This window comes from Thiomicrorhabdus chilensis DSM 12352 (genome assembly GCF_000483485.1).
GTDB lineage: Bacteria > Pseudomonadota > Gammaproteobacteria > Thiomicrospirales > Thiomicrospiraceae > Thiomicrorhabdus > Thiomicrorhabdus chilensis.
In genome coordinates, this window is sequence record NZ_KI519609.1 from 996768 (window position 1) to 1021453 (window position 24686).

The 24686-nt window shown below is 48.5% G+C and carries 27 protein-coding genes; 10 read left to right on the top strand and 17 right to left on the bottom strand.

Annotated features, from left to right (window positions below):
• Positions 1 to 168: 168 nt before the first annotated feature.
• The 5 genes from rpiA to B076_RS0104770 all read right to left on the bottom strand — a co-directional run bounded on the left by rpiA (position 169) and on the right by B076_RS0104770 (position 4840).
• On the bottom strand, positions 169 to 834 hold the full coding sequence (gene rpiA, locus B076_RS0104750; RefSeq protein ID WP_028486302.1) for a ribose-5-phosphate isomerase RpiA: 666 nt from the start codon (positions 832 to 834) through the stop codon (positions 169 to 171).
• Positions 835 to 993: 159 nt separating this feature from the next.
• Positions 994 to 1464, bottom strand: coding sequence for a hypothetical protein (locus B076_RS0104755; protein WP_051347177.1), 471 nt, complete (start codon positions 1462 to 1464; stop codon positions 994 to 996).
• A 79-nt stretch (positions 1465 to 1543) separates the two neighbouring features.
• The gene (locus tag B076_RS0104760; RefSeq protein WP_038150421.1) at positions 1544 to 2053 is read right to left on the bottom strand and encodes a copper chaperone PCu(A)C; all 510 of its coding nucleotides are present in this window, start codon (positions 2051 to 2053) and stop codon (positions 1544 to 1546) included.
• An 88-nt stretch (positions 2054 to 2141) separates the two neighbouring features.
• Positions 2142 to 2753: an SCO family protein gene (locus tag B076_RS0104765; protein ID WP_028486305.1), complete on the bottom strand. Its 612-nt coding sequence runs from the start codon at positions 2751 to 2753 to the stop codon at positions 2142 to 2144.
• 83 nt (positions 2754 to 2836) lie between these two features.
• Positions 2837 to 4840 (bottom strand): TonB-dependent copper receptor, encoded by a 2004-nt coding sequence (locus B076_RS0104770; RefSeq protein WP_028486306.1) that lies wholly within the window; start codon positions 4838 to 4840, stop codon positions 2837 to 2839.
• A 291-nt stretch (positions 4841 to 5131) separates the two neighbouring features.
• On the opposite strand from B076_RS0104770, the gene ilvA reads away from it, so the two are divergent.
• Positions 5132 to 6658, top strand: coding sequence for a threonine ammonia-lyase, biosynthetic (ilvA, locus tag B076_RS0104775; RefSeq protein WP_028486307.1), 1527 nt, complete (start codon positions 5132 to 5134; stop codon positions 6656 to 6658).
• Positions 6659 to 6764: 106 nt separating this feature from the next.
• Here the strand turns inward: ilvA and B076_RS0104780 are convergent, their stop codons facing one another.
• From B076_RS0104780 to purM, 6 genes are all read right to left on the bottom strand, one after another.
• Entirely contained in the window at positions 6765 to 7178 is a 414-nt protein-coding gene (locus B076_RS0104780) for a hypothetical protein (RefSeq protein ID WP_157753514.1), read from the bottom strand.
• A gap of 109 nt (positions 7179 to 7287) precedes the next feature.
• Positions 7288 to 8331: a glutathione synthase gene (gene gshB, locus B076_RS0104785; protein ID WP_028486309.1), complete on the bottom strand. Its 1044-nt coding sequence runs from the start codon at positions 8329 to 8331 to the stop codon at positions 7288 to 7290.
• 242 nt (positions 8332 to 8573) lie between these two features.
• Positions 8574 to 9191: a dCTP deaminase gene (gene dcd, locus B076_RS0104790; protein WP_028486310.1), complete on the bottom strand. Its 618-nt coding sequence runs from the start codon at positions 9189 to 9191 to the stop codon at positions 8574 to 8576.
• Positions 9188 to 9949: a DUF3108 domain-containing protein gene (locus B076_RS0104795; RefSeq protein ID WP_028486311.1), complete on the bottom strand. Its 762-nt coding sequence runs from the start codon at positions 9947 to 9949 to the stop codon at positions 9188 to 9190. The genes dcd and B076_RS0104795 overlap by 4 nt, the downstream gene beginning before the upstream one ends.
• 59 nt (positions 9950 to 10008) lie before the next feature.
• Positions 10009 to 10668: a phosphoribosylglycinamide formyltransferase gene (gene purN, locus B076_RS0104800; RefSeq protein WP_028486312.1), complete on the bottom strand. Its 660-nt coding sequence runs from the start codon at positions 10666 to 10668 to the stop codon at positions 10009 to 10011.
• Positions 10669 to 10776: 108 nt separating this feature from the next.
• A complete protein-coding gene (gene purM / locus B076_RS0104805; protein ID WP_028486313.1) occupies positions 10777 to 11826 on the bottom strand; it encodes a phosphoribosylformylglycinamidine cyclo-ligase in 1050 nt (349 codons plus the stop codon).
• A 169-nt stretch (positions 11827 to 11995) separates the two neighbouring features.
• Between purM and B076_RS0104810 the strand changes: the two genes are divergently transcribed.
• The 8 genes from B076_RS0104810 to B076_RS0104845 all read left to right on the top strand — a co-directional run bounded on the left by B076_RS0104810 (position 11996) and on the right by B076_RS0104845 (position 18206).
• On the top strand, positions 11996 to 13150 hold the full coding sequence (locus B076_RS0104810) for a DUF2066 domain-containing protein (RefSeq protein ID WP_038150422.1): 1155 nt from the start codon (positions 11996 to 11998) through the stop codon (positions 13148 to 13150).
• A complete protein-coding gene (gene hda, locus B076_RS0104815) occupies positions 13151 to 13858 on the top strand; it encodes a DnaA regulatory inactivator Hda (RefSeq protein ID WP_028486315.1) in 708 nt (235 codons plus the stop codon).
• A gap of 113 nt (positions 13859 to 13971) precedes the next feature.
• On the top strand, positions 13972 to 14514 hold the full coding sequence (locus B076_RS0104820; RefSeq protein ID WP_245566316.1) for a TlpA disulfide reductase family protein: 543 nt from the start codon (positions 13972 to 13974) through the stop codon (positions 14512 to 14514).
• A gap of 43 nt (positions 14515 to 14557) precedes the next feature.
• On the top strand, positions 14558 to 15091 hold the full coding sequence (locus B076_RS0104825; RefSeq protein ID WP_038150423.1) for a thioredoxin family protein: 534 nt from the start codon (positions 14558 to 14560) through the stop codon (positions 15089 to 15091).
• Positions 15084 to 16478, top strand: a complete 1395-nt coding sequence (locus B076_RS12120; RefSeq protein WP_169721407.1) for a TolC family protein — start codon at positions 15084 to 15086, stop codon at positions 16476 to 16478. The genes B076_RS0104825 and B076_RS12120 overlap by 8 nt, the downstream gene beginning before the upstream one ends.
• Positions 16475 to 17008 (top strand): efflux RND transporter periplasmic adaptor subunit, encoded by a 534-nt coding sequence (locus tag B076_RS0104835; protein WP_245566317.1) that lies wholly within the window; start codon positions 16475 to 16477, stop codon positions 17006 to 17008. The genes B076_RS12120 and B076_RS0104835 overlap by 4 nt, the downstream gene beginning before the upstream one ends.
• 102 nt (positions 17009 to 17110) lie before the next feature.
• Positions 17111 to 17371, top strand: a complete 261-nt coding sequence (locus tag B076_RS0104840) for a hypothetical protein (RefSeq protein ID WP_028486319.1) — start codon at positions 17111 to 17113, stop codon at positions 17369 to 17371.
• A gap of 16 nt (positions 17372 to 17387) precedes the next feature.
• The gene (locus B076_RS0104845; RefSeq protein ID WP_028486320.1) at positions 17388 to 18206 is read left to right on the top strand and encodes a PilZ domain-containing protein; all 819 of its coding nucleotides are present in this window, start codon (positions 17388 to 17390) and stop codon (positions 18204 to 18206) included.
• A gap of 106 nt (positions 18207 to 18312) precedes the next feature.
• On the opposite strand, the gene B076_RS0104850 is transcribed toward B076_RS0104845, so the two are convergent.
• The 6 genes from B076_RS0104850 to ylqF form a co-directional block, all read right to left on the bottom strand.
• Positions 18313 to 18981 carry a dienelactone hydrolase family protein gene (locus B076_RS0104850; RefSeq protein ID WP_028486321.1) on the bottom strand — a complete coding sequence of 223 codons (669 nt, stop codon included), beginning with the start codon at positions 18979 to 18981 and terminating at the stop codon, positions 18313 to 18315.
• On the bottom strand, positions 18978 to 19634 hold the full coding sequence (locus tag B076_RS0104855) for a phosphoribosyltransferase (RefSeq protein ID WP_038150424.1): 657 nt from the start codon (positions 19632 to 19634) through the stop codon (positions 18978 to 18980). The genes B076_RS0104850 and B076_RS0104855 overlap by 4 nt, the downstream gene beginning before the upstream one ends.
• A gap of 173 nt (positions 19635 to 19807) precedes the next feature.
• Positions 19808 to 21013 carry an ABC transporter permease gene (locus B076_RS0104860; RefSeq protein WP_028486323.1) on the bottom strand — a complete coding sequence of 402 codons (1206 nt, stop codon included), beginning with the start codon at positions 21011 to 21013 and terminating at the stop codon, positions 19808 to 19810.
• A complete protein-coding gene (locus B076_RS0104865; RefSeq protein ID WP_028486324.1) occupies positions 21010 to 21705 on the bottom strand; it encodes an ABC transporter ATP-binding protein in 696 nt (231 codons plus the stop codon). Before B076_RS0104865 ends, B076_RS0104860 begins: the two co-directional genes overlap by 4 nt.
• Positions 21702 to 22961 (bottom strand): efflux RND transporter periplasmic adaptor subunit, encoded by a 1260-nt coding sequence (locus B076_RS12125; protein WP_038150778.1) that lies wholly within the window; start codon positions 22959 to 22961, stop codon positions 21702 to 21704. The genes B076_RS0104865 and B076_RS12125 overlap by 4 nt, the downstream gene beginning before the upstream one ends.
• A 185-nt stretch (positions 22962 to 23146) precedes the next feature.
• On the bottom strand, positions 23147 to 24088 hold the full coding sequence (ylqF, locus tag B076_RS0104875; RefSeq protein ID WP_028486325.1) for a ribosome biogenesis GTPase YlqF: 942 nt from the start codon (positions 24086 to 24088) through the stop codon (positions 23147 to 23149).
• 261 nt (positions 24089 to 24349) lie between these two features.
• Here ylqF and B076_RS0104880 point away from each other — a divergent pair, with 261 nt between their 5' ends.
• Positions 24350 to 24670 (top strand): hypothetical protein, encoded by a 321-nt coding sequence (locus tag B076_RS0104880; protein ID WP_157753515.1) that lies wholly within the window; start codon positions 24350 to 24352, stop codon positions 24668 to 24670.
• Positions 24671 to 24686: the final 16 nt, after the last annotated feature.

Consider the following 24686-nt stretch of genomic DNA (forward strand, 5'->3'; position numbering starts at 1 on the left):
TATCTGATGGGGGAAGCGTGGATATGATGCCGATGCAAGCCCCATTCTTTAACCGTACGCCTAAATAAAAAAACGGGTCGGCATTGTTAGACAATGGACCCGCTAATTCCGCCTTGGTTTCCTGAGGAACCTCTGATTCAATCAGAGGTTCCCTAAGGGAGACGCTGCTTATTTGGCTGTTAGGGTTTCAACCCCGTTAGCGGTGCCACATAAGAAAACATCGGCATTGCGAGCCGCAAACAAACCATTGGTGACGACGCCAACAATGCTGTTGAGTTCGTTTTCCATGGCGACTGGATCGGTGATTTCTAGGCCGTGGATGTCAAGAATGACGTTTCCGTTATCGGTAATAAAGCCATCACGCAATACCGGTTCGCCACCAAAACGTTTGACGATTTCGCGTGCCACATAGCTACGCGCCATCGGGATGACTTCAACCGGTAGCGGGAACTTGCCTAGTACATCGACTTTTTTGCTGTCATCGGCAATACAGACGAATTTATCGGCCACCGCCAACACGATTTTTTCACGGGTCAAGGCGCCACCGCCGCCTTTGATCAGGTTGAGCCCAGCATCGGCTTCATCGGCACCGTCAATGTACACGGACATTTCGGCAACAGAGTTCAAATCTAAAACCGGAATACCATGACCTTTAAGACGTTCCGCAGTGGCTTCGGAACTGGCGACGGCGCCTTCAATGGTCCCTTTGATTTTAGCCAGCTCATCAATGAAAAAGTTGGCGGTTGACCCTGTTCCTACACCGATGATGGTGTCGGGTACAACGTATTCAATCGCGGCTTGAGCCACTTTTTGTTTGAGTTCATCTTGTGTCATGATTATCTCTTTTCTAATTATTTATGATTTCAATCTGTTTTTTTGTCGCACAATTGTAATCAATAACGGGGTCGTTGTATAGCGCCTCGGGGTGTGCCCAAAATTGTGACCAGGCCTGCTTGTTTTCAAAAGTGCGCAGGCCGAGTGGCGAGGGCAGTCCTATTTAGGCGCTTGATATAAAACCGGAGGCGGTTCTACAGTCGGTTTCTCCACAACCAGAGACGGGGGCATTTCGCCTTCTTTACGCTCGTAAACTTCGACAATCATGCCCGATTGGGAGACGTAGTACATATCCGGGTAGACATGAACCGATTTGAACGTCATCGGACGAATTTGGCGTGACTGTTCGGCCAGAGGTTTTCCTAAGGCCATGTACATGCCGCACATGGTGGAGGTGGTTCCAACCTGTTTTTTAGGAATGCGTTCATAATCCTTGTGGCTGAGCTGGCCACGAAGATCAAGCTCTTTAAAATAGGATTCGCGTAGGACATCAGACTCCAGGGTTGAGTAGTTGACGCATAGATCAAGGTTGCTCATCTTACTGATGGCACTGTCTTCAGCCATGGCACTGTTAAGGCACAGGCCTGAAATCAGTAATCCGAATAGGTTTCTCTTTAAGTTTATATTCATTTATCTACCTGTTTTTATTAAGGTTTTTGTCGGGTTGAAGGCGATATAGTTTACCGCTTCAACTCGCTTGAATCCAATTCTAATGCATGTTCTTGTTCATATTTTGGTGTTGCATCGGCATATTCATGCCTTTGAGTGATTTGACCGGCATGGAAACAGATTTTTGGCTACCGTCTTCAAAGGTCAGTTCCACCTCAACGGTTTGACCGGTTTTAAGGGGTTTGTGCGGCCCGATCAACATGATGTGCAAGCCACCCGGTTGCAGAACGGCTTGACCGTTGGCAGGTACGGTAATGTTTGGAATCTTGCGCATACGCATGACGCCATTGTCATTGGTGTGGGTATGCAGTTCCACTACTTTGGACACTTCGGAGTCGGCTTGCAGGATTTTGATGTCTTGGTCGCTATTGTTAGTCAGGGTCATGAAGCTGGCACTGGCCGGTGCTCCGGGAGGCACTTCACGTGCGTAAGGCTCGCTGACTTCAATATGTTCGGCTTGGGTGGCCATGGCGGCAACAGACAGTAAAGATGTCAGCGTGCCTAAAGCCAGAGCGGTCAATTTGGTTTTATAGTTGGTTTTGTAAGACATGGTAAAAGTCCTTTTGATAAGTTGCCTGCTCCCGGTATTTTATTGACACCCGGGTAAAGGCTCAGTCTAGATTAATGGGAATTGTAGGTTATTTTTCAAGATATTGGCGTATCGTTTTTATAAATTGTTCAGGATTGGTGGCATGCGGCAGCTGTTGTTGCAACACGCCATCTTGGTCAACGACATAGGTAAAGGCCGAATGGTCCACGGCATAGTTGGTGCCGTTATTGGGGTCATCGACTTTTGCGTAGACCACGCCATATCGTTGTGCAATTTCCGAAATTTTTTGCGGCGAACCGGTCAGACCGATGATGTTGGCTTCAAAATAATCGGCATACTGTTTCAGTCTGGCGGGCGTGTCACGTTCCGGGTCCACCGAAACAAACAGAATCTGCAATTGGTTCTTTTCTGCAGGCGTCAATTGTCGATAAGCCACCGAGAGGTTCCCAAGGTTGGTCGGGCAGATATCCGGGCAGTAGGTGTAACCGAAATAGACCAACACCAGTTTGCCGGTGAAATCGCTTAAGGATTGTTCACCTTGGCTGCTGGTCAAGGTGAAATCCCCGCCATGAGGTCGATCCGAAGAGACCAGGTGAGCCGATTTGGCGCTGCTTTGCTGGCCAGAACCCGGGATGAAAAAGGAACCGATGCCAATCAGTACACCTAAAAAAACAATGATCAAAAGGGGTTTGGTTTTCAAAACAAATTTCCTGTTGTAATGCAAAAAGCCGCCTAAGAGAGACTCCTAATGCGGCTTTTGCAAGGGTTTATCAAGTGATAGCGTTAAAATTTGGCTGCAACTTTAGCCCAGACATTTCGTCCTGGTTCCATGACATTGTAATAGCTACCAGAGTTAGAATCTATGCGATTGATGTGATTGTAGTAGGCATGGTCGAATAGATTGTCGATCCCCGCCGACAAGGTGAAGGTTTTATTCACATTATAACCAGCATACAAATCCACCGTGCTCCAAGCCGGAGTTTCGATTTCACTGACCACTTCATAGACCTCGTTTTGCGCGGTGGCGAAGTTGAAGCGTCCACCGGCGTACATTTGACTGGTCTGGTATTCGGCAAACACATTTCCGGACAGCGGTGTCATGTTGATCAGGTTGTCATTGTCGGTGGTATTTTCGCCCTGCGTCAGTGCCGCATTGAAACCGGCTTTGAAAGCATGGTTGAAATAATAGGTTCCGGCCATTTCCATACCGTATAGCGTCGCGTCCTTATTGACGTAGACGGAAGACCCGGAAGCGTTTTTAGTATTTAGGATGTAATCTTCAACTTGATCATAGAATGCCGAAAGGCTCCAATCGTAGTGTTTTGCGTTTTGGCTGACACCCATGTCCAATTGGTTGTGTTTTTCAGGGCTCAAGTCAGGATTGCCCACCCACCAGTCGGCGGGGTTCATGCCACCCTTATTCATAAATCTTTCAGTCGCATCGGCGGTACGCGTTGTATGACTCAGACCGATATAGCTGTTCCAGCCGTTTTTGTAACCGCGTTCATAACGTGCCAGCGCATTCCAGTTACCTTCTTCAACTTTAGTGTCGCCGGAATAGTCGCTGTTGGCATTGGTATATAGGTTCGTCGACATCATGTTTGTGTTGCGCGCTTCGGCAGTTACTTGATCATAACGTAGGCCTAAGATGACTTTTTGGTTGTCGCGGAACAAGGAGGTGCTTTCAGCAAAGACGCTGTTCTGTTCAGTCAAGACATCAGGCCACATTCTAAATAAAAGCGCATCAGGATCAGGATAACGATTGTATAAGGCTGCTTCCTTGATTTCAGATTGTAAAATCAGACCGTAATCCAGGGTGGTGTGCCCAAGCTGGGTAGTCAGGGTGATTTTGCCCCCGGTGGTTTCGGTGGTGGATGGTGTTTCCATTAGTTTTGTGGAATCCATAGGCATACGCAATTCAAAGTTGTTCATCACGTGATCGACGTTTGATTGGTACACTTCTACCTCCAGCCCCTGAAGGTTTTTTGCCAGGTTTTTGCCTTCATAGCTCAAACGTTTGATTTCACCTTCAGATAATGGAGCATCCATTCCAGCGCCCTCGTAAAGAGCATCGTCGGTACGGCTCTTTTCATAAGAGAATTTGAACTCATTATTGGCATCCGGACGCCATCCTAGATCGATATGGCCTTGTTGACTTTCGTAGCTGGAACGGACCTCATCGCCATTACCGTCTTTATAGTTATCAGCCGATTTTTTGGAGCCTTGCAGTACCACATAAAATTCATCATTGCCGGCTTCGACTTTAGCGTTCAGGTCTTGAGTCAGACCGTTTGAACCGGTTGCCGCGCTGATTTCACCGTTAAAGGGCTTGCCCTCTTCAAAGGTTGGAGAAGTGCGTTCGAAAATAACCGTTCCACCGGTTCCGCCTGCGCCATATTGCACCGATTGAACCCCTTTGATGACGGTTACGTCATCATAACTGGCGATTTCGGCATAAGAAGTGGGAGGATCCATGCGGTTTGGACAGCCGCCGGCGATTTCAGCGCCGTCCAGAATGATGTTCAACTGGGTGTTTTGCTGGCCGCGAATTTGCACATCCAAGCCGTGTCCCCCCATGCGGGTTGCGTCCACGCCGTTGACCTGTCTTAGGATTTGACCGGTTTCGGTATTGCCGGTTTGTGTCAGTTCTTCTTTGGTCAAGATCTCCTGTTGCGAAGCCACCTCTTTATCGACAACATGAATTGGAGAAATTTCCGTGGCCATAGCCAGTCCGGGTGCGGCAACTGCAGACAAAATTGCAATGGAGAGTTTGCTTCTTGAGAACATAAAAGAACCTTTTTTTACGTGGTTAATATAATGTCGGCTATTTTACGCAGTCGACCGTCACAGATCATTGAGATATTCTGACACGATTCCTTTAAAAGGTGGAAAGACTTTGACTGAATGGTTGAGGAATCCTTGAGGAGATTGTGCTGTCTTGGTATGGCATGACTCAGTTAAATCCAAGGCCTGATTTAGGTTGAGCGGATTTAGCATAGTAGGTGATGCTATAATGGCGAAAATTTCAAACGCAAAATTATTATGTGATTCCGAAAGTCGCGAATCTGAGGAAAAGGAATGCCTGAAGAGATATTACGCCGTGTACTGACGGCACCGGTTTACGATGTGGCCTCTGAAACTCCGTTGGAAGTCGCTCCTTTGTTGAGTAAGCGCTTGCAAAATAAAGTGTGGCTAAAACGGGAAGACTTGCAACCGGTGTTTTCGTTTAAGTTGCGGGGTGCTTATAACTGCATGGTGCATTTGACTGATGAGCAGAAAAAAGCGGGAGTCATCGCGGCTTCGGCAGGCAACCATGCACAAGGCGTTGCATTGTCGGCGAGCAAAATGGGCATTGATGCGAAAATTGTCATGCCTCAAACCACTCCTCCGATCAAAGTTAACGCCGTTAGAAACTTGGGCGGCAATGTGATTTTGCACGGCGATACTTATGATGAAGCCTCCAAGTTCGCCAAACAGTTGGTGGCCTCTGAACAACGCACCTATATTCATCCTTATGACGACTTGGATGTTATTGCCGGGCAGGGCACCATCGCGCTGGAAATGCTCAGACAACATAGCGGTGCGTTTGATGTGATATTTGTTTGTGTCGGCGGCGGCGGCTTGATCTCCGGCATCGCTTCGGTGATCAAGCAGGTGTCACCCAAAACACGTATTATCGGAGTCGAGCCCGAGGATGCGGCCAGTATGACCGAAGCCTTGAAAGCGGGCGAGCGTATTGTACTCGATCAGGTTGGCATTTTTGCCGACGGCGTGGCCGTGGCGCAGGTTGGGGAGATACCGTACCGAATCGCACAAACCTGTGTGGACGAAATGATTACCGTTAAAACCGATGAGATTTGCGCCGCGGTGAAAGACATTTTTGAGGATACGCGTGCAATCGCTGAACCGGCTGGTGCTTTGGCCGTGGCGGGCATGAAGAAATTTGTTGAACAGTATTCGGTTTCCGGTTTGGAAATGGCGGCGATTGTCAGTGGTGCGAACATGAATTTTGACCGTTTGCGTCATATTTCGGAACGTACTGAGCTGGGTGAAAAACGTGAAGCCATTTTTGCCGTCACCATTGATGAAGAACCGGGTAGTTTCAAGCGTTTCTGTGAGTTGTTGGGCGGGCGTCGAGCGATTACCGAGTTCAATTACCGATATGCGGATTCCAGTCGGGCAGTGGTGTTTGTTGGTGTTCGAACCGAAGGCGGAAAGCCGGAACGTGAAGCGATTTTGAGCGAATTGGCCAAACAGGGTTACGCGGTGGAAGACATGACCGATAACGAAATGGCCAAGCTGCATTTGCGTTATTTGGTGGGTGGGCATGCCAAAGGCATCGCTAATGAACTTTTGTATCGTTTTGAGTTTCCGGAAAGACCTGGCGCGCTCCTACAGTTTTTGACGCAGATGAGCGAGGAGTGGAATATCAGCCTGTTCCATTACCGTAATCATGGTGCCGCTTACGGCCGGGTTTTGGTCGGGGTTCAGGTGCCGCCGGAGCAAAACCAGGCGTTTGAATGTTATTTGCAGAACTTGGGATACACTTATGTGAATGAACAGGAGAACCCGGGGTATCAACTGTTCTTGAAGCCGACGGCTTAAACTGCGCCAGTGGCTATAAGTTTATTTTAGGTTAAATCAAAACCGGCAGGCCTGGTGAACACTATATGCACACCAGGCCTGTCGGTTTTGAAAAGTCCCAATTGTTTTATTTGAACTCGTCGCAGATATGACCCTGAGGTTGGCCGTTTTCATCGGTCTTTAAGGTTGGAAAGGACGGCATAAAGTCGTTGCTCTGCATTTCCTGAGTGCACTTCTGGATCTGTTGGAAGGCTTTGGATTGATTGATCTGTTTTCCGAATTCCACCGCTTTGCTTTGCGCCTCGTCACGTTTTCCGGCCTGACAAAGCGCTTTTAATTCGGTTTCCAGTTGATTGATTTGAACTTCATAAGCGCGCAGTTCATTTTCATCCACTTGCTGCAGGCACTGTTGCATTTTCTGCATCTGCATCATCATCTGCTGCATGCCCTGATTGTTCATAGAGGACATATTCTCCGCATGAGCGGGCATCAGGGTTGCGGAAAGTGTTGTAAAAATCAGCGTTTTTAATAGGTTAGACATGATTTCTCCAGTTTTGGATTAGGGGAGTGGGGTGTTAAAAGCGCTTGTCCACTTTCAGTGAGGCGCAAGTTATTTATGGATAATCTCAGGCTGATGCCAGGCCAATCCGTTAATTTTCGGACTGCCTGAAGTCGCTCAGACGCTTCAACAGATATTCTAAATCGGCTCGCTTTTCTTCTTTTTCGTGTACCTTGTCTTCAATGAAATCGACCACTTGAATCTGCAGCTTTTTCTTGTCTAGTTTATTAATGTTGCTGATGCCGCCCGGGTTGAGTACATTGACCTCCAAAATTTTATCGCCAATCATGTCCACGCCCACAAAATAAAGACCATCAGCGGCCAGTCGCGGTCCGATTTTACGGCATACCGCCATTTGTGAATCGGTCATTTTGTATTTGTGTGCGGTGCCGCCCACTTGGATGTTGGCTCGCACATCACCTTCTGGTGGTTTGCGGTTGTAGGCCCCCAGGAACTTTCCGTCCAGCATCAGTACACGCACATCGCCGTCTTCGGCACCTTCTATGTACTCCTGGATAATGATGTAGTTGTCGTCTCCCTGGCCGTGAATGTAAAAGTCCAGAATCGAGTTGATGTTCGACTGGGCATTTTTTTCCAGAACGATTACTCCATGTCCACCAGAGCCGACTAGGGGCTTTAGTATCACCTTGTCGCCCGGCATTTCATCAATGGTCTGGCGAATGAATTCTTTGTTTTTGGAGACGTAGGTAATCGGCAGAAAGTTGTTGTTGGGGTCATTAAAGGTTGTGGTGTAGAGTTTGTTATTGGCTTTACGCACGCCGTCGATATCGTTGAGGATGACGCATTCGTCTTTGATGGCATCCAAAAAATTAAACATGATCGGATCGATCGGAGGATCCTTGCGAATCATCAGACTGTCCAAACCATGTAGCGGAGTGAGGGTTTGTTTGAACGTGACTTTTTTGTAGAACTGGGTGATGTTTTCCGGGATTTTTTCCATCTTCTCGATTTTTTTTACGTAGCCATAGGCGATATTGTTTCGCACGGTGAGGTTTCTCGGGTAGAGAATGAAAACATTATGCCCCCGTTTCAAGCATTCGCGAATCACGAGTATGGTGGAGTTTTTGAGCGGTTCGATTTGATCCCAGTCTGCAATAATAAAGCCAATGTTCATAAACGGATTACCTTTTTTAAAGGGCTGAAGAGGGGGCGGGACGAGAAAATATTCAAGTCTTTTCAGGATTATATTGATTAAGGTCGGGTATTTTTTAGATAAAACGGATTATCGGATAATTTGGGAAAATGTAAAGTAAAAATGGCTAAAAGCCATGTGAAGTTTTAAAGGCGGGTGGAATGCAGGGCTGAATGTTAAGATTCAGCCCCAATGTTTTGCATGGCATACAGGGTTAAATGCGTTTAATCACCTAGCAAATCCAGCTGCACTTCTTCGGGTTGATCTTGGTTGATACGGCTTGCGATGGGCCCTTTTTGGTTGCGGTATTTGGCATCCAACCGTTTGTTGTAGGGTTTGACGGAAGCGCTGGACAGGGTTTCGAAGTTGATGGCGCAGATGTCCATGCCAGGGCGTAGAGCCAGAGGGAGTTTTCCGCTATTGAAAATTTCCAGTACGATCTGACCATGCCAGCCCGGGTCGATACGGTGTGCGGTCACATGCACCATCAAGCCAAGGCGTGCCAGACTGGAGCGGCCATCGAGCCAGCCGACCAGGTCGTCGGGAATGGTGACGGACTCAAAGGTCGCCGCTAACGCCAACTCGCCGGGGTGGAGAAAGAAAGCTTCTCCTTCCGGGATTAGAATCTCTTCCCCCATGACGGTATCCATAATCGCCTGCATTTCATCACGCGGGCCGCTTAAATCGATATAAGGCGCAGTATGATCGTTGAATACCCTGAAGCGGTTGTCGAGGCGCAAATCCACACTGATGCCTTTGATTTTTTCTTGTGGAGGTTGCGGCTCAATGGTGATTTTGCCCACTTTAAGGTGTTGGATGATGTCGCGGTCGCTCAGTTTCATAATGGTTTGGGTGGCTCTTCTAGTAACAGGGTAATGGTTTTCTCAGATTCGATATTATAAACGTCAATGCGACCTGGAAAGTAGTCATATCTTGGCAATAACCAGATTTTGACTTTGGCTTTGCTGGTTTCAAAGCGATACTGTTCGGCGTCAATCTTAGTTTTCAGGTCAGCCAATTCAAGGACGTCGTCAGGCTTAACCAGCTTGATGTCCAATGCGGCCTGATAACCGGTATCCTGCAGGTGGAAACCGGTTAAAGGCTGCTGGTTGAGTCGGTAGAACTGCAAGGCATAAGCAATCGAAACCATGTCATAGAGTCTATTCTGCAACGGCCAGAAACGATCCTTTTCGACATAATGTACTTGCGGAGGATTTTCCTGGGTTTTGGCGAAATGCACGGTTTTAACGGAATCGCGGGTGATGGTTTTTTTCAGGTAACTTTGCCAGGTGAGCTGCTGGTCGGTTTGTTTAAGGCGAATGTTTTCTTCGGTGGTCTCTTTGATGAATAGACTTGCCAGGCCGCTCGGTTTGGCAGTGGCGGTTAAAACGCATTCCTGATCGACACATCTGAGGGTTTGGCTGGAGGTGCCCAGCTTGATGTCAAAGGCGTCAACTGCAAATGTTGCGTTAAACTCAGGCAGGGTGGCGGCCTGAATGGAAACAGGTAGAAGCAGCCCAAAGCAAAGTGCCGCACTTTGTTTTGCGGCCTGGGTGTAAGATAGCAGCAAGTTGAAAAAGCGAGTTATGAGATGAAGCATGTGGATAAACTCCTTTAGCGAATCTTGAAAACACCCCTTAAATCGTTTTTTCGGAGGTTTCAGATCGATTCGATTTCTTCATATTGTAACGGTTTTTCAAGCGGGTTTTGGTTGAACCAGGCCTGCCCATTTTGGTATTTCAATTTTCCTTGTGCAAACCACGCAATCACTCGCGGGTAAGCAAGATGCTCCTTGAGGTGAACCTTGTGCTGGAGGCTTTGCGCATTGTCCTTGGGTGATACGTCAACCGTTGCCTGTAGAACCACCGGTCCGCCATCCAGCTCAGGGGTCACGAAGTGAACACTCAGCCCGTGTTTGGAATCGCCGGCATCAATGGCTTTTTGATGAGTGTCCAGTCCCGGGTATTTTGGCAACAGGGAAGGGTGAATGTTGAGCATTCTTCCCAAGTAATGTTCAGTGAAACCGTCAGTCAGGATGCGCATGAAGCCTGCCAGCACAACCAGATCGACTTGTTTGACATCAAGTTCCTTTTGCAAAGCGGCATCGAATGCGGCACGATCCGGATAGTTCCGGTGGTCGATGGCCAGGTGCTCGATGCCGGCGTTTTGCGCACGCACCAAACCATAGGCGTCGGCTTTATTGGATAGAACCAGAACAATCTCGTATAGCTCGGGATGTTGTTTTTGATATTCGATGATTGCTTGAAGATTAGAACCGCTTCCAGAGATGAGAACGGCAATGCGCAGTGGTAGTTTCATAGGTCGGTTTGTTCGGATGGTCATTAAAATGGCCTCTCGTGGATGTGTGTCCAGACTTCAGAGGCCAGATAGTTGGCTGGCGTGTTGCTTTGCCAGCCAGCAGGCTGGCTATCCCTTAAATAGGGAAACGCTTGGTTCTGCTTGATCCGAGGCTTCGATTTGCCCGATCACAGTCACACTTTCACCCATTTTGGTTAGGGCATCAACCGCCTTCTGCTGATCGTTCTCATCCACCACGATGACCAAGCCAATCCCGCAGTTAAGAGTGCGATGCATCTCTTCATATTCAAGATTGCCAGCTTGTTCCAGCCAATCGAATACCGCAGGACGCTTCCAGCTGTTGGTATTGATATTAGCCATGGTGTTTTCAGGCATGACGCGAGGAAGGTTTTCCAGTAAACCGCCACCGGTGATGTGAGAGACGGCATGAATTTCAACCGACTTCATTAATTCCAATAGGGATTTAACATAGATTTTTGTCGGAGCCATCAGGGCGTCGATCAATGGTTGGCCGTCAATATCTTTTTGTAAGTCAACATTGGAAACTTCGATGATTTTACGAATCAAGGAATAACCATTGGAGTGCGGGCCGCTAGAAGCCAAGCCAAGCATGACGTCACCGGCTTTGACTTTGGTGCCATCAATCAGATCGGCTTTTTCGACAATGCCGACACAGAAACCGGCCAAATCATAGTCGCCCTTAGGGTACATGCCCGGCATCTCGGCCGTTTCTCCACCAATCAATGCGCAGCCGGATTGCAAACAGCCTTCACCGATGCCTTTGACCACGTCGGTCGCGACCGTAACATCAAGCTGACCGGTAGCATAGTAATCCAAGAAGAATAGTGGCTCGGCACCCTGTACAATCAAATCATTGACACACATGGCCACCAAGTCGATCCCAACTTGATCATGTTTGCCGCTGTCAATTGCTAGACGCAATTTGGTCCCGACCCCGTCGGTTCCAGAGACCAATACCGGATTTTTGTACTTGTCCATTGGCAGTTCGAATAAGGCTCCAAATCCACCTAAGGAAGCGGAGACCTCCGGACGTGCCGTGGCTTTGGCAATGGGCTTGATGGCATCAACTAATGCATTACCTGCATCAATATCAACACCGGCATCTTTGTAGCTGATCGATTGGTTGTTTGAAGTCATAGCGTTTTTCTAATTTCCAATTAAAAGGCTTTGTTAATGCGGCACATCCGTAAGAAAACCCAAAAGACTTGAGTGGCCGGATAATGGCTGTGCAAAAGTCTCTATAAAAGTCTCTACCGAGTACACTAAAAAATATTATGATATTGTAACGAAAATTTAAGAGTCAGATATGAGAAGTTTTATTCTAATCGCGTTGTTAATGGCATTTATTCCTTTAAATGCGGTTAAGGCCAATTCGGGTTCAAACGGCACACCGAGTTTATTTAATCTGGTGGAGACGTTTGATCCCGAAATCGATGCCTCGGGCAAGGTGGTTAAGTCCCCCGATTTAAACGATAAAATCCGTCAAGGCATGCGACATCTGCTGGTGCGCTTGACCGGTGACCATGCCATTTTGCGTTCGGAGGAAGGTAAAGCCTTTGTGGCGGATGCCAAAGCCTGGTTGACCAGCTATTATTTTGAACCTCGTAAAGAGGAAGGGGTGACGGTTGGGCAGAATCTGGTATTGGTGTTTGATCGACAGAGAATGCTAAAAGCATTTCAGACAGGTCAGATTCTGATTTGGCCGCTTTCAGAAAGGCCTGAAACCCTGGTGTATGGTTCCTTTGTGCAGGCCGGATCGATCTTGAAACTCAATCCGGAAACCCTCAGTTACCGTCCTGACATAGAATTTCGAGCTTATCCTGGTTTGTTGGCTTTGCCTCTGGATTTTCCAGAAGGTAACCAAGGCTGGATTTACCCGCTTGCGGGGGGCGCAGGCTCGTCCGATATTCAGGAGCGTTTGATTGAGAGCGCCAGCCAGTATTTGCTGACTTTTCAGGTAACCAAATCTAATAGCCAGCAGTATGAACTGCAGTGGCGAGTTTATTCGGCCAGCGGCACAGAGTTGTTTTCCGGGCAGCAGCAGGGAGCGCAATTGCCTGCTTTGATGGAGGCTATGTTTGATCGCTTGATGGCTAATTACTCCTATGGTTATCGTCAAAACGCAAGCGTATTGGGCGTCGCAACCCTGGGGATCAACCAGGTTGCCAGTGCCGAACAGTTGATTGAACTCGAATCCTATTTAGTGGCTCAGAAACCCACCATTCATCAAGTCTCATTGAACTCAATCAAGGGACAAAGAGCTGAGTTTGAGGTTGTTTATCAAGGCCGATACGAATCTTTGGTGGCTTTGTTCAGCCGTATAGACAACGCGCGCTTGCTTTCTGAAAGCGCCTTGACAGGCAAGGTGGAATTGAAATTGCGCGGTTTGGCCGAACGGCCGGAGACGCAGTTGATCGATCTGTCCAAAGAATATGAAACCAATTTAAGAGAGGAGCGCTAGATGTTTGTACAGATGCCTCTGAAAATTGGCTTAAGGGATGATGCTTGCTTTGAGACCTTCGTGACCGAGCAAGAGTCGTTGGCGGTGGCTTTAAACGCCTTGCAGTCGGCGCTTAAACAGGCCAAAGGTGGTGCCTTTTATTTGTATGCGGAAAGTGGAGCGGGTAAAACGCATCTGTTGCAGGCCGCATGCCGTTATGTCACCGAAAAAGGGCGCGCCAGTGTGTATTTGCCGATGCAGGACGCGGGTTTGCCTTTGATTCCGGATGTATTGATCGGGCTGGAGCAGACTCCCTTGGTTTGCTTGGATGATATGGATAAGATTATCGGCCAGCCCAAGTGGGAATTGGCTTTGGCCAATCTGTTGACGAAGTCGAGCGTACAGGGCCATAATGTGATTTTGGCCGGCGAACAACCGGTTTTGGACTGGTCTTTGGTGACGCCTGAATTAACCAAAGCATTGATGAATGTTTTGCCTATCAAATTGTCGGTCTTGCATGAGAAAGAGGAGGTCATCATGGCCTTGCAGCGCCACGCTAAACGTCTGGGCTTTGAACTCCCGGTTGAAGTTGGAAATTATCTGGTCAAGCAGTTTTCCAGCGATCTTCAGGAGCTATTGGCGGTGCTTAAGATGTTGGAGCAGGCAACCTTGGTTGAAAAACGTCGTCTGACTCTGCCGTTTGTCAAAAAGGTGTTAGGACACAGTTGATTTAAATCAGTCGTATTTTCTCGGTTTCGTTGTTCAAGTGGCGGGTTTAAGTTGTCATCGACAGGCCTGTTCAAATGGAATCGAATTTTTCAAATTATCTAAAAAGGAACAGCATGCAAGCTATGAGGTATTCACTAAAAAAAGGTCAAATCAATACGCTGAGAATGTTACGTATTTTCTCGGTCTTTGTTATGATGGGCATGGCTTCGTCAGCCTTCGCAGAGCCACCGAGTGAACCCATTGAACTGGTCGATTTGGATGGCAAAGCCTCGTTGTTATCCGACTATAAAGGCAAGTGGGTTATTTTGAACCTTTGGGCCACCTGGTGTCCTCCGTGTTTGGTGGAAATCCCTGATTTGGTGATGTTTCATGAAGCCCATAAGGACAAGGACGCGATTGTCATTGGGGTGAACTACGAAGACAATGACCCGGCTAAAGTCAAAGCCTTCGCCGAGTCGCAAATGATCAATTATCCGATTGTTCGTTTTAAGCAGAAGGTCGATGGTCGAACCACCCCTTTAGGGAAATTACAGGGACTGCCGACCACCTATATGGTGGCACCGGATGGAACGGTGGTGGCAGCGAGAACCGGAATGGTCGATCAGAAAATGCTGGAAGAGTTTATTCAACGTTTCAGCGAAAAACAGAATCAGTAGCGCGGGTTCAATACGCACACTGCAATCAAATAAGGAGCGTAAGGTGAAAAAAGTGTTTAAAGTTTGGTTGTTGGCGGCGGTAACCGTCGGCAGTTTGAGTTTTTCAGCCTGGGTGCAAGCCGCCAGTTTTTTTGATGAATCGTTTGGCAATTATCAAGAAGAACTTGAGGTGGCCAAAGAGAACGGCAAACAAGGCATTTTCATCTTTTTTCACATGGAAGAGTGCCCGTTCTGCCATCGTATGCGCACGACCATCATGACCGAACCCGACGTGATCAAATTGTTTAAAAAACACTTTTTAACGTTTGAAGTGGACATCGAAGGCAGCAATGAGGTCACCGATTTTGATGGCACCGTTTCAACCGCACAAGACATGTCCGAGAAAAAATACCGGGTGCGTGCAACGCCGGTGATGATGATTTTTGATCTGGATGGCAAGCCGATTCTCAAGTACACCGGGCCGACACGCACCAAGGAAGAGTTCAAGTGGTTGGCCGATTACGTCGTGGACGGAGCTTATGAGCAGATGTCGTTCACCAAATACAAACGTCAGCAGAAGCGAGCGGCTCGTGAGTAACGTCTATCCAATGAAGCCTTCCTGGCGCGCGTCTTTAAAAAGTGCACTGCTGCAGGCAGGATTGGTTGTGAGCCTGCCTTTCTGTTCATCATCGGTGGCCAATGCGGCCACTCTGCCAAATCCACTGACTTTGGATTATGTCCTGTCGTTGCCTCTGACAGAGCACCCTCAACTAAGTTCCCAGCAGGCTCTGCTTGACAAGCTTCAAGCACAACGGGCTTCGCAGGATGCCGCAGACAATTTCAAACTCGATCTTGTCGGGCGTCTGGCTTGGCGTGAATATGCCGAAAAGGATGAGGATTACCATCTGGCGGCTTTGCACGTGCAGAAGTCGTTGTACGATTTCGACCGTAATCAGAATCTGGTCGATGCACTCGGTGCCAAGCAGCAGGCACAAACCATTCTTTATGCCGATGCCGAACAAAGAATGAAGCTCGAGATCATGCAGAGTTTTTTCAATGTGCTGTTGGCGGATTTTCAATATCGAATCGACAACGAAGCCATGGCCGTTGCTTACGTGGGTTTGGATAAGGCTAAAGATCGATTGGAGCTCGAGCGCATTTCCGATGTCGAGTACCTGCAGATGGAAAGCGAGTATGAACGTATTATGGTGAAACGCACACGCTCTGAATATAACCAGTTGCAAACACGACTCACCTTGGCGAACCTTCTGGATTTACCTAAGGCCCGACCCGATGAATTGAGCTTTCCAAAGCTGGAAAACTACTCTCAACGCGAAACCGAAGATCTAAAACTGGAAGTCTTACAGCAGCGGGTGTTGGATAATAACAGTCGGTTAACTGCACTCAAACAACGCATGCAAGGCGCGCAGTTGGCTTTGCAAAGTCAACAGGCTGGAAATAAACCCAATCTCTCGTTGGATGCATGGGCCGGAAAGTTGTCGAGTTACCCTGAGATCCGCGAGGGCAATTGGCAGGTGGGCCTCACGTTGGACATTCCTTTATATGATGGTGGTCTGACGGCCGCCAAAGTCAGTGAAGCCAAAGCCGAACTTGAAGAGCTTAAGGCTCAAACTCGACTTTTGCAACAGGCTCTGAGGGATGAAGTCGCCGAACTATATTTCCAAATCAAAATGTTGCAGGCTGAAAAACAGCAGAATTTGGTGTTTGGAGATTACGCAGACTTGTATCTCGATTACAGCCGTGCACTTTATGAAAACGAAACCGCGACCGATATCGGCGACTCTATGGTTCGACTTTCTGAAGCCAATTACAATCAGGTGGCCTGGCAGTTCAAGCAAGCCATGTTATGGGCGAAGCTGGATTATCTGACAGGAGAGAGTCGCCTGACTTCATCTCCATCCGAGGCCGTTTCTGAAGATACTCAACCGGCTGTTTCTAAGCCAAAGCAAGGAAATCCATCATGATCTTAAATCGATTCAGTCACACTTACCGAACCATGCTTGGCGCTTTGACCTTAGGCGTTTGCTTGGGGTTATTGCCACTTCAGGCGCAAGCGCAGACCGCTACTATCGGATCCTTGGTTGCGGGGCAAATCACTCAGATTAATGTGGAAGAGGGACAGAGTGTCAAGCAAGGCAGCGTGCTGCTTAGAGTCGATCAACAGCTGTATCAGGCTAAATTAGACTACCTGAAAGCGGAAGTGGCGCTGAAGCAGGCGCAATACAATGACGCCAAAATCGAGTTGGAACAGGGCTTGGATTTGTATGACCGTACGGTCACTTCCAAACGTACCTTGGACGCGGCGCAATTGCAGCATGATTTGGCTAAATCGAGTTTAGCCAAAGCCAAAGCCGAGTTGAAAATGGCACAGGCCTGGTCAAAATACTATACCGTTCGGGCACCTTATGCCGCTAAGGTGGTGCGAATTCACGCCCCTCTTGGTAGCACGGTTTACAAAGAAAACACGCCGATGATAGAGCTGGAAAAACAGTAAGACTCTGGCAGTGTATTTGATTTGAGATTACACTAGTGTTCAACCAGGGTGTCCATTTTGTTGGGGGCTGAGGAAGACTTTTCATTTAAGCAGGAACAAGATATGTTATCGACCCGTATCCAATATGGTTTCAAGTACTGGCGTTTGGCGCTGCATTTGCTCTTCAAAACCAAGCACTTTGGCGTCAATAACCTTTGGTGGGCAAAGCAGCCTTCTGCAATTGGCTGGCACTGGTATCAAATTCTATGGGGTCTGTTGACGGTGATGCCGATTGTGCGTAATTACCAGTCACTGAAGGTAAGAAGTTGCCTTGGCTGGTTGCCGGAATCGGAATGCATTGCATTGGGCTTTAAATCCAAGTGACCTGAAGGGGAAGACTGTGATTCAGTTAGATTTGGAACAACGACAGTCCTCGCGTTTTTCGCGTGAATTTCTGGTCACTGATTACGAAGACCATCGGTTTGCGGAGCCGTTTGAAGGCCATGACGTCAATCTGACGGGGTTGAGTTTTTGGGTGCAGCAACCCGACCTGTTTTTTCCCCAGCAGTTGTTAAGCCTGCGCATCAAGAATATCCATACCGATGAAACCTACTGCTTGGAAGGGGTTGAAATCGTGCATCAACGTGAAGATGGCGGTGAATATCTTTGTGGCTGCCACATCGCACAGGTGACGAGTTCCCAGTTGCTTGCCCATCATCGTATTGTCATGTCGGATGCCAACAGTGCGTTGATTTCCATGCAGGACAGTCACATTTCCGAATTTAACTTCGTCGAAGACGGTTCGCCTTTGTCGACTGATCAAGCGGATTATCAGGAAGCCGGCATAGCCTTGAATCTGGCGGTGTCGCAGATGCAGTCGGGCCGCCAACTGGGCGAAGCTTTGTTGGATGATATGCAGCAATGCTTGAGCAATTTGCAGGGCGAGTCTCTGAAAAGCGAGCTGGGCCGTCAATTTGAGCGTTTTTCCGAAGCCTATCAAGAGATGACGGAAACCACGGTGGCATTGGGCATGTTGGCGAAATTATTGGCGCATACGCCGGATCAGTCACAAGACCGTCAGGCCTGGAAAACCATGATTGCCGATTTTGAGAACCGCTTCTTAACGGAACAGCAGCAGATCGCTTATGATTTCATGCATCAGGGCATGAATGCCGAAGAAGCGCTAAAGGTTGCAGAACGTTATCTAAAAGAAGGATAGCACACTCAGATTTTGCTTTTACAGAATCGGCAGGCGCCTGTCTGTTAAGTTTCAAGTGCTTCGGCGATTGTATTTCAAACCGCATTTCAGGGCAGACAGTGATTTTCTACAAGTGTTTGATAAACCAAGCTTTTGCGGCTAAGGCGGCCGTCTCTAGTGTGCCTGCTTCCTCAAACAGATGGGTCGCCCCTTCAACCACCTGCAATTCACAATCGGTCGCTTGCATTGCATTTTGGGCAAGTTGATTCAACTCCAAGACCTCCCGGTCAAGTCCTCCAACAATCAGCAATGTCGGTGCCAGAACCTCCGGAAGAGAGGCCATCGCCAAATCGGGACGACCGCCCCGTGACACCACGCATTCAATTTCGTTTGGTCGGGATTTGGCGGTATTCAGTGCAGCGGCGGCTCCGGTACTGGCGCCAAACAAGCCGATTGAGAGTTTGCTCAGTTCCGAGTGTTCACTCAACCAGTCAACAGTGGCAATGGTTCTTTGGGTAAGTAAGTCAATGTCAAAGCGGTATTCACGGGTAAACTCGTCCACCCGGTTTTCTTCTGCAGTCAGCAAGTCAAACAGCAGGGTTGCCAAGCCTGCGGAATTCAGCAATTGGGCAACATATTGGTTTCGCGGGCTGAATCGGCTGCTCCCGCTGCCGTGCACAAATACCACTAGACCGGTTGCGTTTTGCGGCCATGTCAACACACCGTCGAGTACGACATTGCCTGCATTCACAGAGAGGTTTTGAGGGGTTCCGTTTTGAAGCCGATAGGCATTCATGCTGCACTCCATGCTAAATTGAGCAGTTGCGTGACTTCCTCGTCACTGACTTGTGAAAAAGATTGATACCATTGACCAATGGATGAGAATTGGTGTGGCTGAATGGGGCAGACAACTTCGTCTACACTGTCACGTAACGCATCAATGGTTTCAGGTGGGGCTACCGGAACCGCGACAACGATTTTTTGGGGGGATTGCAGGCGTACCGCATCAATCGCGGCGTGCATGGTTGCTCCTGTGGCCAAGCCATCGTCGACAATGACGACTATCTGGTCAGTCAGATTTGGCACAGGCTTTTGTCCTCGGTAGGCGTGTTGACGGCGATGCAGTTCGGCACGCTCCTTGGCTTCGACTTCCTCGACTTGCGTCTGGGTGATCGCATAGGCTTGAATAACCTGAGGATTGAGCACTTTGATGTCTCCACTGGCAATCGCTCCCATGGCCAATTCCGGGAAACTCGGCGTCCCTAATTTTCGAACCAGGAGAAGATCTAAGTTCACTTTTAAAGCGCGGGCTATTTCAAAAGCGACGGGGACGCCACCACGTGGCAACGCAAGTACAATGACATCCTTGCGGTTGCGGTAGTGCAGCAGCTGTTCTGCTAAAGCTTTGCCAGCGGTTTCTCGATTTTCGATTGGAACTTGCATTGCCATAGCGTGACCACCTTTGTTAAATCTAAAATACACAGTTCAAGCTTAAAAATGACCACTAGAATTGTCAATCCAGGCGGTCACCATGTTTGCGCTTTTTGATGAAATGTTGTTTTAAATCAATATTTAATGCGTCTAGATGTTGGACGGGTTGATGATTGCAAGACGATGCAAGCTCACTCATGCCTCAAAGCCACAATCGGGTCAAGCCTTGCGGCTTTGCGAGCAGGGAAATAGCCAAATATCACTCCAATCAGAGCAGAGAACGCAAAAGCCAGCAGAATAATAAGAGGGTTAAACACTAACGGAATCGACATGAGAACGGAGAGTCCATAAGACGCGAATATGGCCAATAAAATTCCAAACAGCCCTCCAAAAGAAGACAATACGATCGATTCCACCAAAAACTGCAACAACACCTCTTTTTCCAAAGCGCCGATTGCCAGTCTAATCCCGATTTCGCGGGTGCGTTCGGTCACCGAAACGAGCATAATGTTCATGATGCCGATTCCCCCAACCAGCAGGCTGACCGCAGCCACCGCTCCCAGCAACATCGTCAGCACTTTGGTGATGTTGCTCAGCATGCTGGCGATCTCTTTCATATCCATAATCGAGAAGTCGTTTTCTTCATTGTCAGATAAATGCCGTCGCTCCCTCATCAAAGATTCGATTTTAGTTTGGTAGTCGGCTGTATCGAGGCCTTCCTGTATCGCGACCTGAATACGACCGACGTCGGTATTGCCGCTGATGCGACGTTGAAAGGTTTTTAACGGCATCAGGATTAAGTCATCTTGATCCGATCCGAAGCTGCTTTGTCCCTTTGATTCGAGCACGCCGATAACCTGGCAAGCCATTTTGTTGAAACGGATTTTGCTGCCAACCGGATTGAGTGTGCCAAACAACTCTTCCTGAATGGTTGTGCCTATGACGCACAGCGCTCTTCCAGCGCGGACTTCTGTCTCGGTAAAGGTTCTGCCTAATTCCGTATCCCATTCGCGCACGGTAAAGTAGTCCGTTGTGGTTCCGTGTAAGGTGGTCGACCAGTTCTCGTTGCTGTAAATGATGGTCGCAGCCGCACTCGACATGGGGGCGACCGCTTTTACGCCACGGATGTCACGTTGAATGGCCAGCGCATCGTCGAGTTTGAAAGCGGCGGCGCTGCTGCGGACCCCCATGCTCATTCGTTGCCCCGGACGGATGCTGAGTAGATTGGAGCCCAGGCTGGCCACATCTTGGGTCACCTGCAAGGTTGCGCCGCTTCCCAATGTGACCATAGTAATGACCGAGGCCACGCCGATGACGATGCCCAGCACCGTCAGGAAGGAACGCATCAGGTTACGGCGTATTTCGCGTATGGCGAGTGTCAGGGCATTCCAGATCATAGGCCGGACTCCTCTTTGGAAACGATTTGCCCGTCCTTAAACAGAATATGGCGGTCCGCGTAGGCGGCCATATCTTCTTCATGGGTGACCATAATAATGGTGATGCCTTTCTGGTTAAGGTTGGAAAGAATCTCCATGATTTCAAGCGAACGCGCAGTGTCGAGGTTCCCGGTAGGTTCATCCGCCAAAAGCACTTTGGGTTGAGTGACAATGGCGCGAGCAATCGCAACACGTTGCTGTTGGCCCCCGGATAGTTCTCCCGGCGTGTGATCGACATAGTCTTCCAAACCGACGGTTTTCAATGCGTCCATGGCCAATTCGTGGCGTTGTTTGCTCGACATGCCCCGGTAGATCAAAGGCAGTTCCACATTCTCCAGTGCCGAGGTGCGGTTAAGCAGGTTGAAGCCCTGAAAGACGAATCCGAGGTAGTAACGGCGTAATAGAGCCCGTTGACCGGTTGTCATGCTTTCAACCTGCATGCCGTCAAACAGGTAATGGCCGGAAGTAGGCGTGTCCAGACAGCCAAGAATATTGAGTGCGGTTGATTTTCCCGAACCGGAGTGACCCATGATGGCGATAAATTCGCCTTCCTGAATCTTTAGGTCAATGCCATTGAGCACGGTGGATTGAGCCAGCCCTGTGCCGTAGGTTTTGACGATCTGCCGGAATTCGATCAGAGGCTGGTTCATCATTTCTTCTCGTTAAAAGTATCAATGATGACGGCCTGTCCGAGCTCAAGGCCACTTAAAATTTGGGTATTCACACCGTCGGTCAGTCCCGTGGTGACCTCAACTATCACTGGCTGGTTGTTTTGCAGAACCCAAACGTGGGGTACATTATGGTTGGCTTTTTTCTTTTTGGCCTGCATCGGTGGTCTAGGCATGAGCTGATTGAGTACACTGCCGGAGCTTTCGCTGGCATCGACTGGGGGTTCGAAACGCAAGGCAGCCTTTGTCACCAAGAGGCTATCTTTGACTCCGACGATGGTAATGTCGGCGGTCGACGTCATGCCGGGGCGCAGTCTGCCGTCCGGATTGTCTACAATCAGACGGGCTTGATATGTGACCACGCCGTCAACCGTTTCCGAAGCCAAATGCACTTTGGTAATGGTGGCGGTAAAGCTTTCGTTGGGATAGGCATCCACGGTAAAGGTTGCCTGCTGACCGGCCTTGACTGATCCGATGTCGGCTTCATCAATGTCCAGCAAGAGTTCCATCTGGGTCAGGTTTCTTGCCAAAGTGAATAGAACCGGTGCCTGCAAAGAGGCGGCTACGGTTTGCCCGGGGTCGATTTCACGTGACAGGACCACGCCATCAAAGGGTGAGTGGATGGTGGCTTTGCGCAGTTTATCCTGTTGCAGGGCCAATGTCGCTTTGACCTGCAAAAGTTGCGCTTGACTGGATTCCAAATCGGCTTCGGCTTTCAGGTAGGCTGATCTGGCGTTGTTCAGTTCCTCTTCGGAAACGAACCGGCTGGGCAGGAGCTTCTCTTTGCGCTCAAAGGTGGTTTTGGCTTCGGATAGCGCGATTTCAGTTTGTTTAACCTGTGCTTTGGAAACTTCGACATTCGCTTTCGCCTGTGCCACCTGCGCTTCCAGTGTGGTGGTGTCCAGTTTAAGCAGAACCTGTCCCATTTTGACCAGATCATTTTCCTCGACAAATACTTGCTTGACCGTTCCGGACGTCTCCGAGCTCATTTCGACACTATCCAGTGGTTGCAAGGTTCCGGTTGCCGTGACTTTCACTGTCAGGTCGCCTTTAAAGGTTTTCTCCGTTTGGTAGTTGAATTCCCCATTATGGCTGGACGGGCCTTGCAGGAAATACCAAAGCGAGCCGCCAAGAAGTGAAAGAATGACTAGAGGAATCCCCCAGCGACGGATTGAAGATTTCTTGGGCTGAGCATTAAGTATTTGAGTTTTAAGGTCTTGATCATTGGACGAAACGGGCATTTTATCAATCCTTGCGATGATAAATTTACGAAGATTCATCATATCACGCAGAGAAAAAACCAGTCTAGATTAAGTGTAATCAATATTACCTTTATTGATTCAAATCAAAAAGAAAAGATAAAAATGAGCAGGCCTGTCCAAAAAAATGAGAGGTAAAGTCTCGAGAACAGAGCGATTAAACAACTTTAAGCATTGCGTTTACGGCGTGCGCGACGCGCTTTCTTATCGGCTTCGCGTGCTTTTTTCTTGTCTTCTTTTTGCTGGCGCAAAAGTTCGACCTGTTTGAGTTCCTGTTGCATCATTTCCGGCGTTTCCAAGGTGATGCCGCCGAGTTTATGGTCGCGGTACTCCATAATCAAAATCCGTGAAATCTTGTCCAGATCGACCTGGCCGCCGGAACGCAAACATCCTCGCTTGCGGCCGATGGCTTCCAGAAACTCGATGTCGCTATGCGGCAGCTCGTCCAATTCAAAGCGGGCTTTGAGTGGTTCCGGATAGGCTTGCATCAGGTATTCCGCCGCGTAAGAGGCGATGTCAGGCAGTTCAAAAGCGGTCTCTTTGATGCCGCCGGTGATGGCCAAGCGGTAACCGCTGTTTTCGTTTTCGATGTTGGGCCATAGCATGCCCGGGGTGTCGATCAGGGTAATGTTGTCTTCCAGCTTGATGCGTTGCTGGTTTTTAGTCACCGCCGGTTCGTTACCGGTTTTGGCGATGGTGCGTCCGGTAATGCTGTTGATCAAGGTGGATTTGCCGACATTGGGAATGCCGATAATCAAGGCGTGAATGGTTTTTACCGTATCGGCTTTTTCAGGCGCCATCTGTTTGATGAGTTTGAGAACCTGCTCGCGTTTGTCGGATTGTTGGGCATTAAACGCCAGAGTCTGCACGCTCTGTTCCCGTTCCCAAAATTCCTGCCAGACCTGTGTTTTTTCAGGATCGGCAAGATCCGTCTTGTTAAGGATTTTGATGGTTGGTTTGTCTTTGCGAATCTCTTCAATCAGCGGGTTTTGACTGCTGAAAGGTATGCGGGCATCCAGTACTTCGATAAATACATCAACCTGGTTGAAGATTTCGCGTACTTCTTTTTGGGCTTTGTGCATGTGCCCCGGATACCATTGAATTCCCATTGTATTTCCCTGATTTTTGGATAGAAGAATTATAGCGCTTCTGAAGGGTTTTATGTTTTTAAATGGTTTTCGATGCTGCCGTTAAATAGCTTAAATGGAGGGGGACTTGAAAGGTTGTGATACCTTATGTATAGGTTTTGATTAATGTGTGTATTCAAATGTTTTATTTCCTAGTAATTTACTTGGTCTTTATACTGTAATTCATAAACAAGGTCTTTAGCACCGTTTTCGTTTTATTACGTTTGATCAGGGAGAAGGCCAATGGCAACGGTATCGAGTTTACAGCCTAAGATGACCAGTGGATTGGAATCCGTAGAGTCCGTTTTGCACACAGTTCCATCCGATTCGGGAAAGGTGGTGGAGTTTCATTCCAGAGAGTTGGATATGATGCCCGGCGATTGGGCGGAATCCGGAAATCCAACGCCCTATGAATTAAGGGTGACCCTGCAAACTTGCAAGCGTCTATGGAAGCTCAATCAGGAGGCTTTGCAGCATCCCGATTGTGATCATCAAATAACACAGCAAAACATTAAAGTCTTGGAAAGGATGTATATCGTTTTGATGGATTATCTGGTGGAGTGAGTTCAGTTGTAAGGTT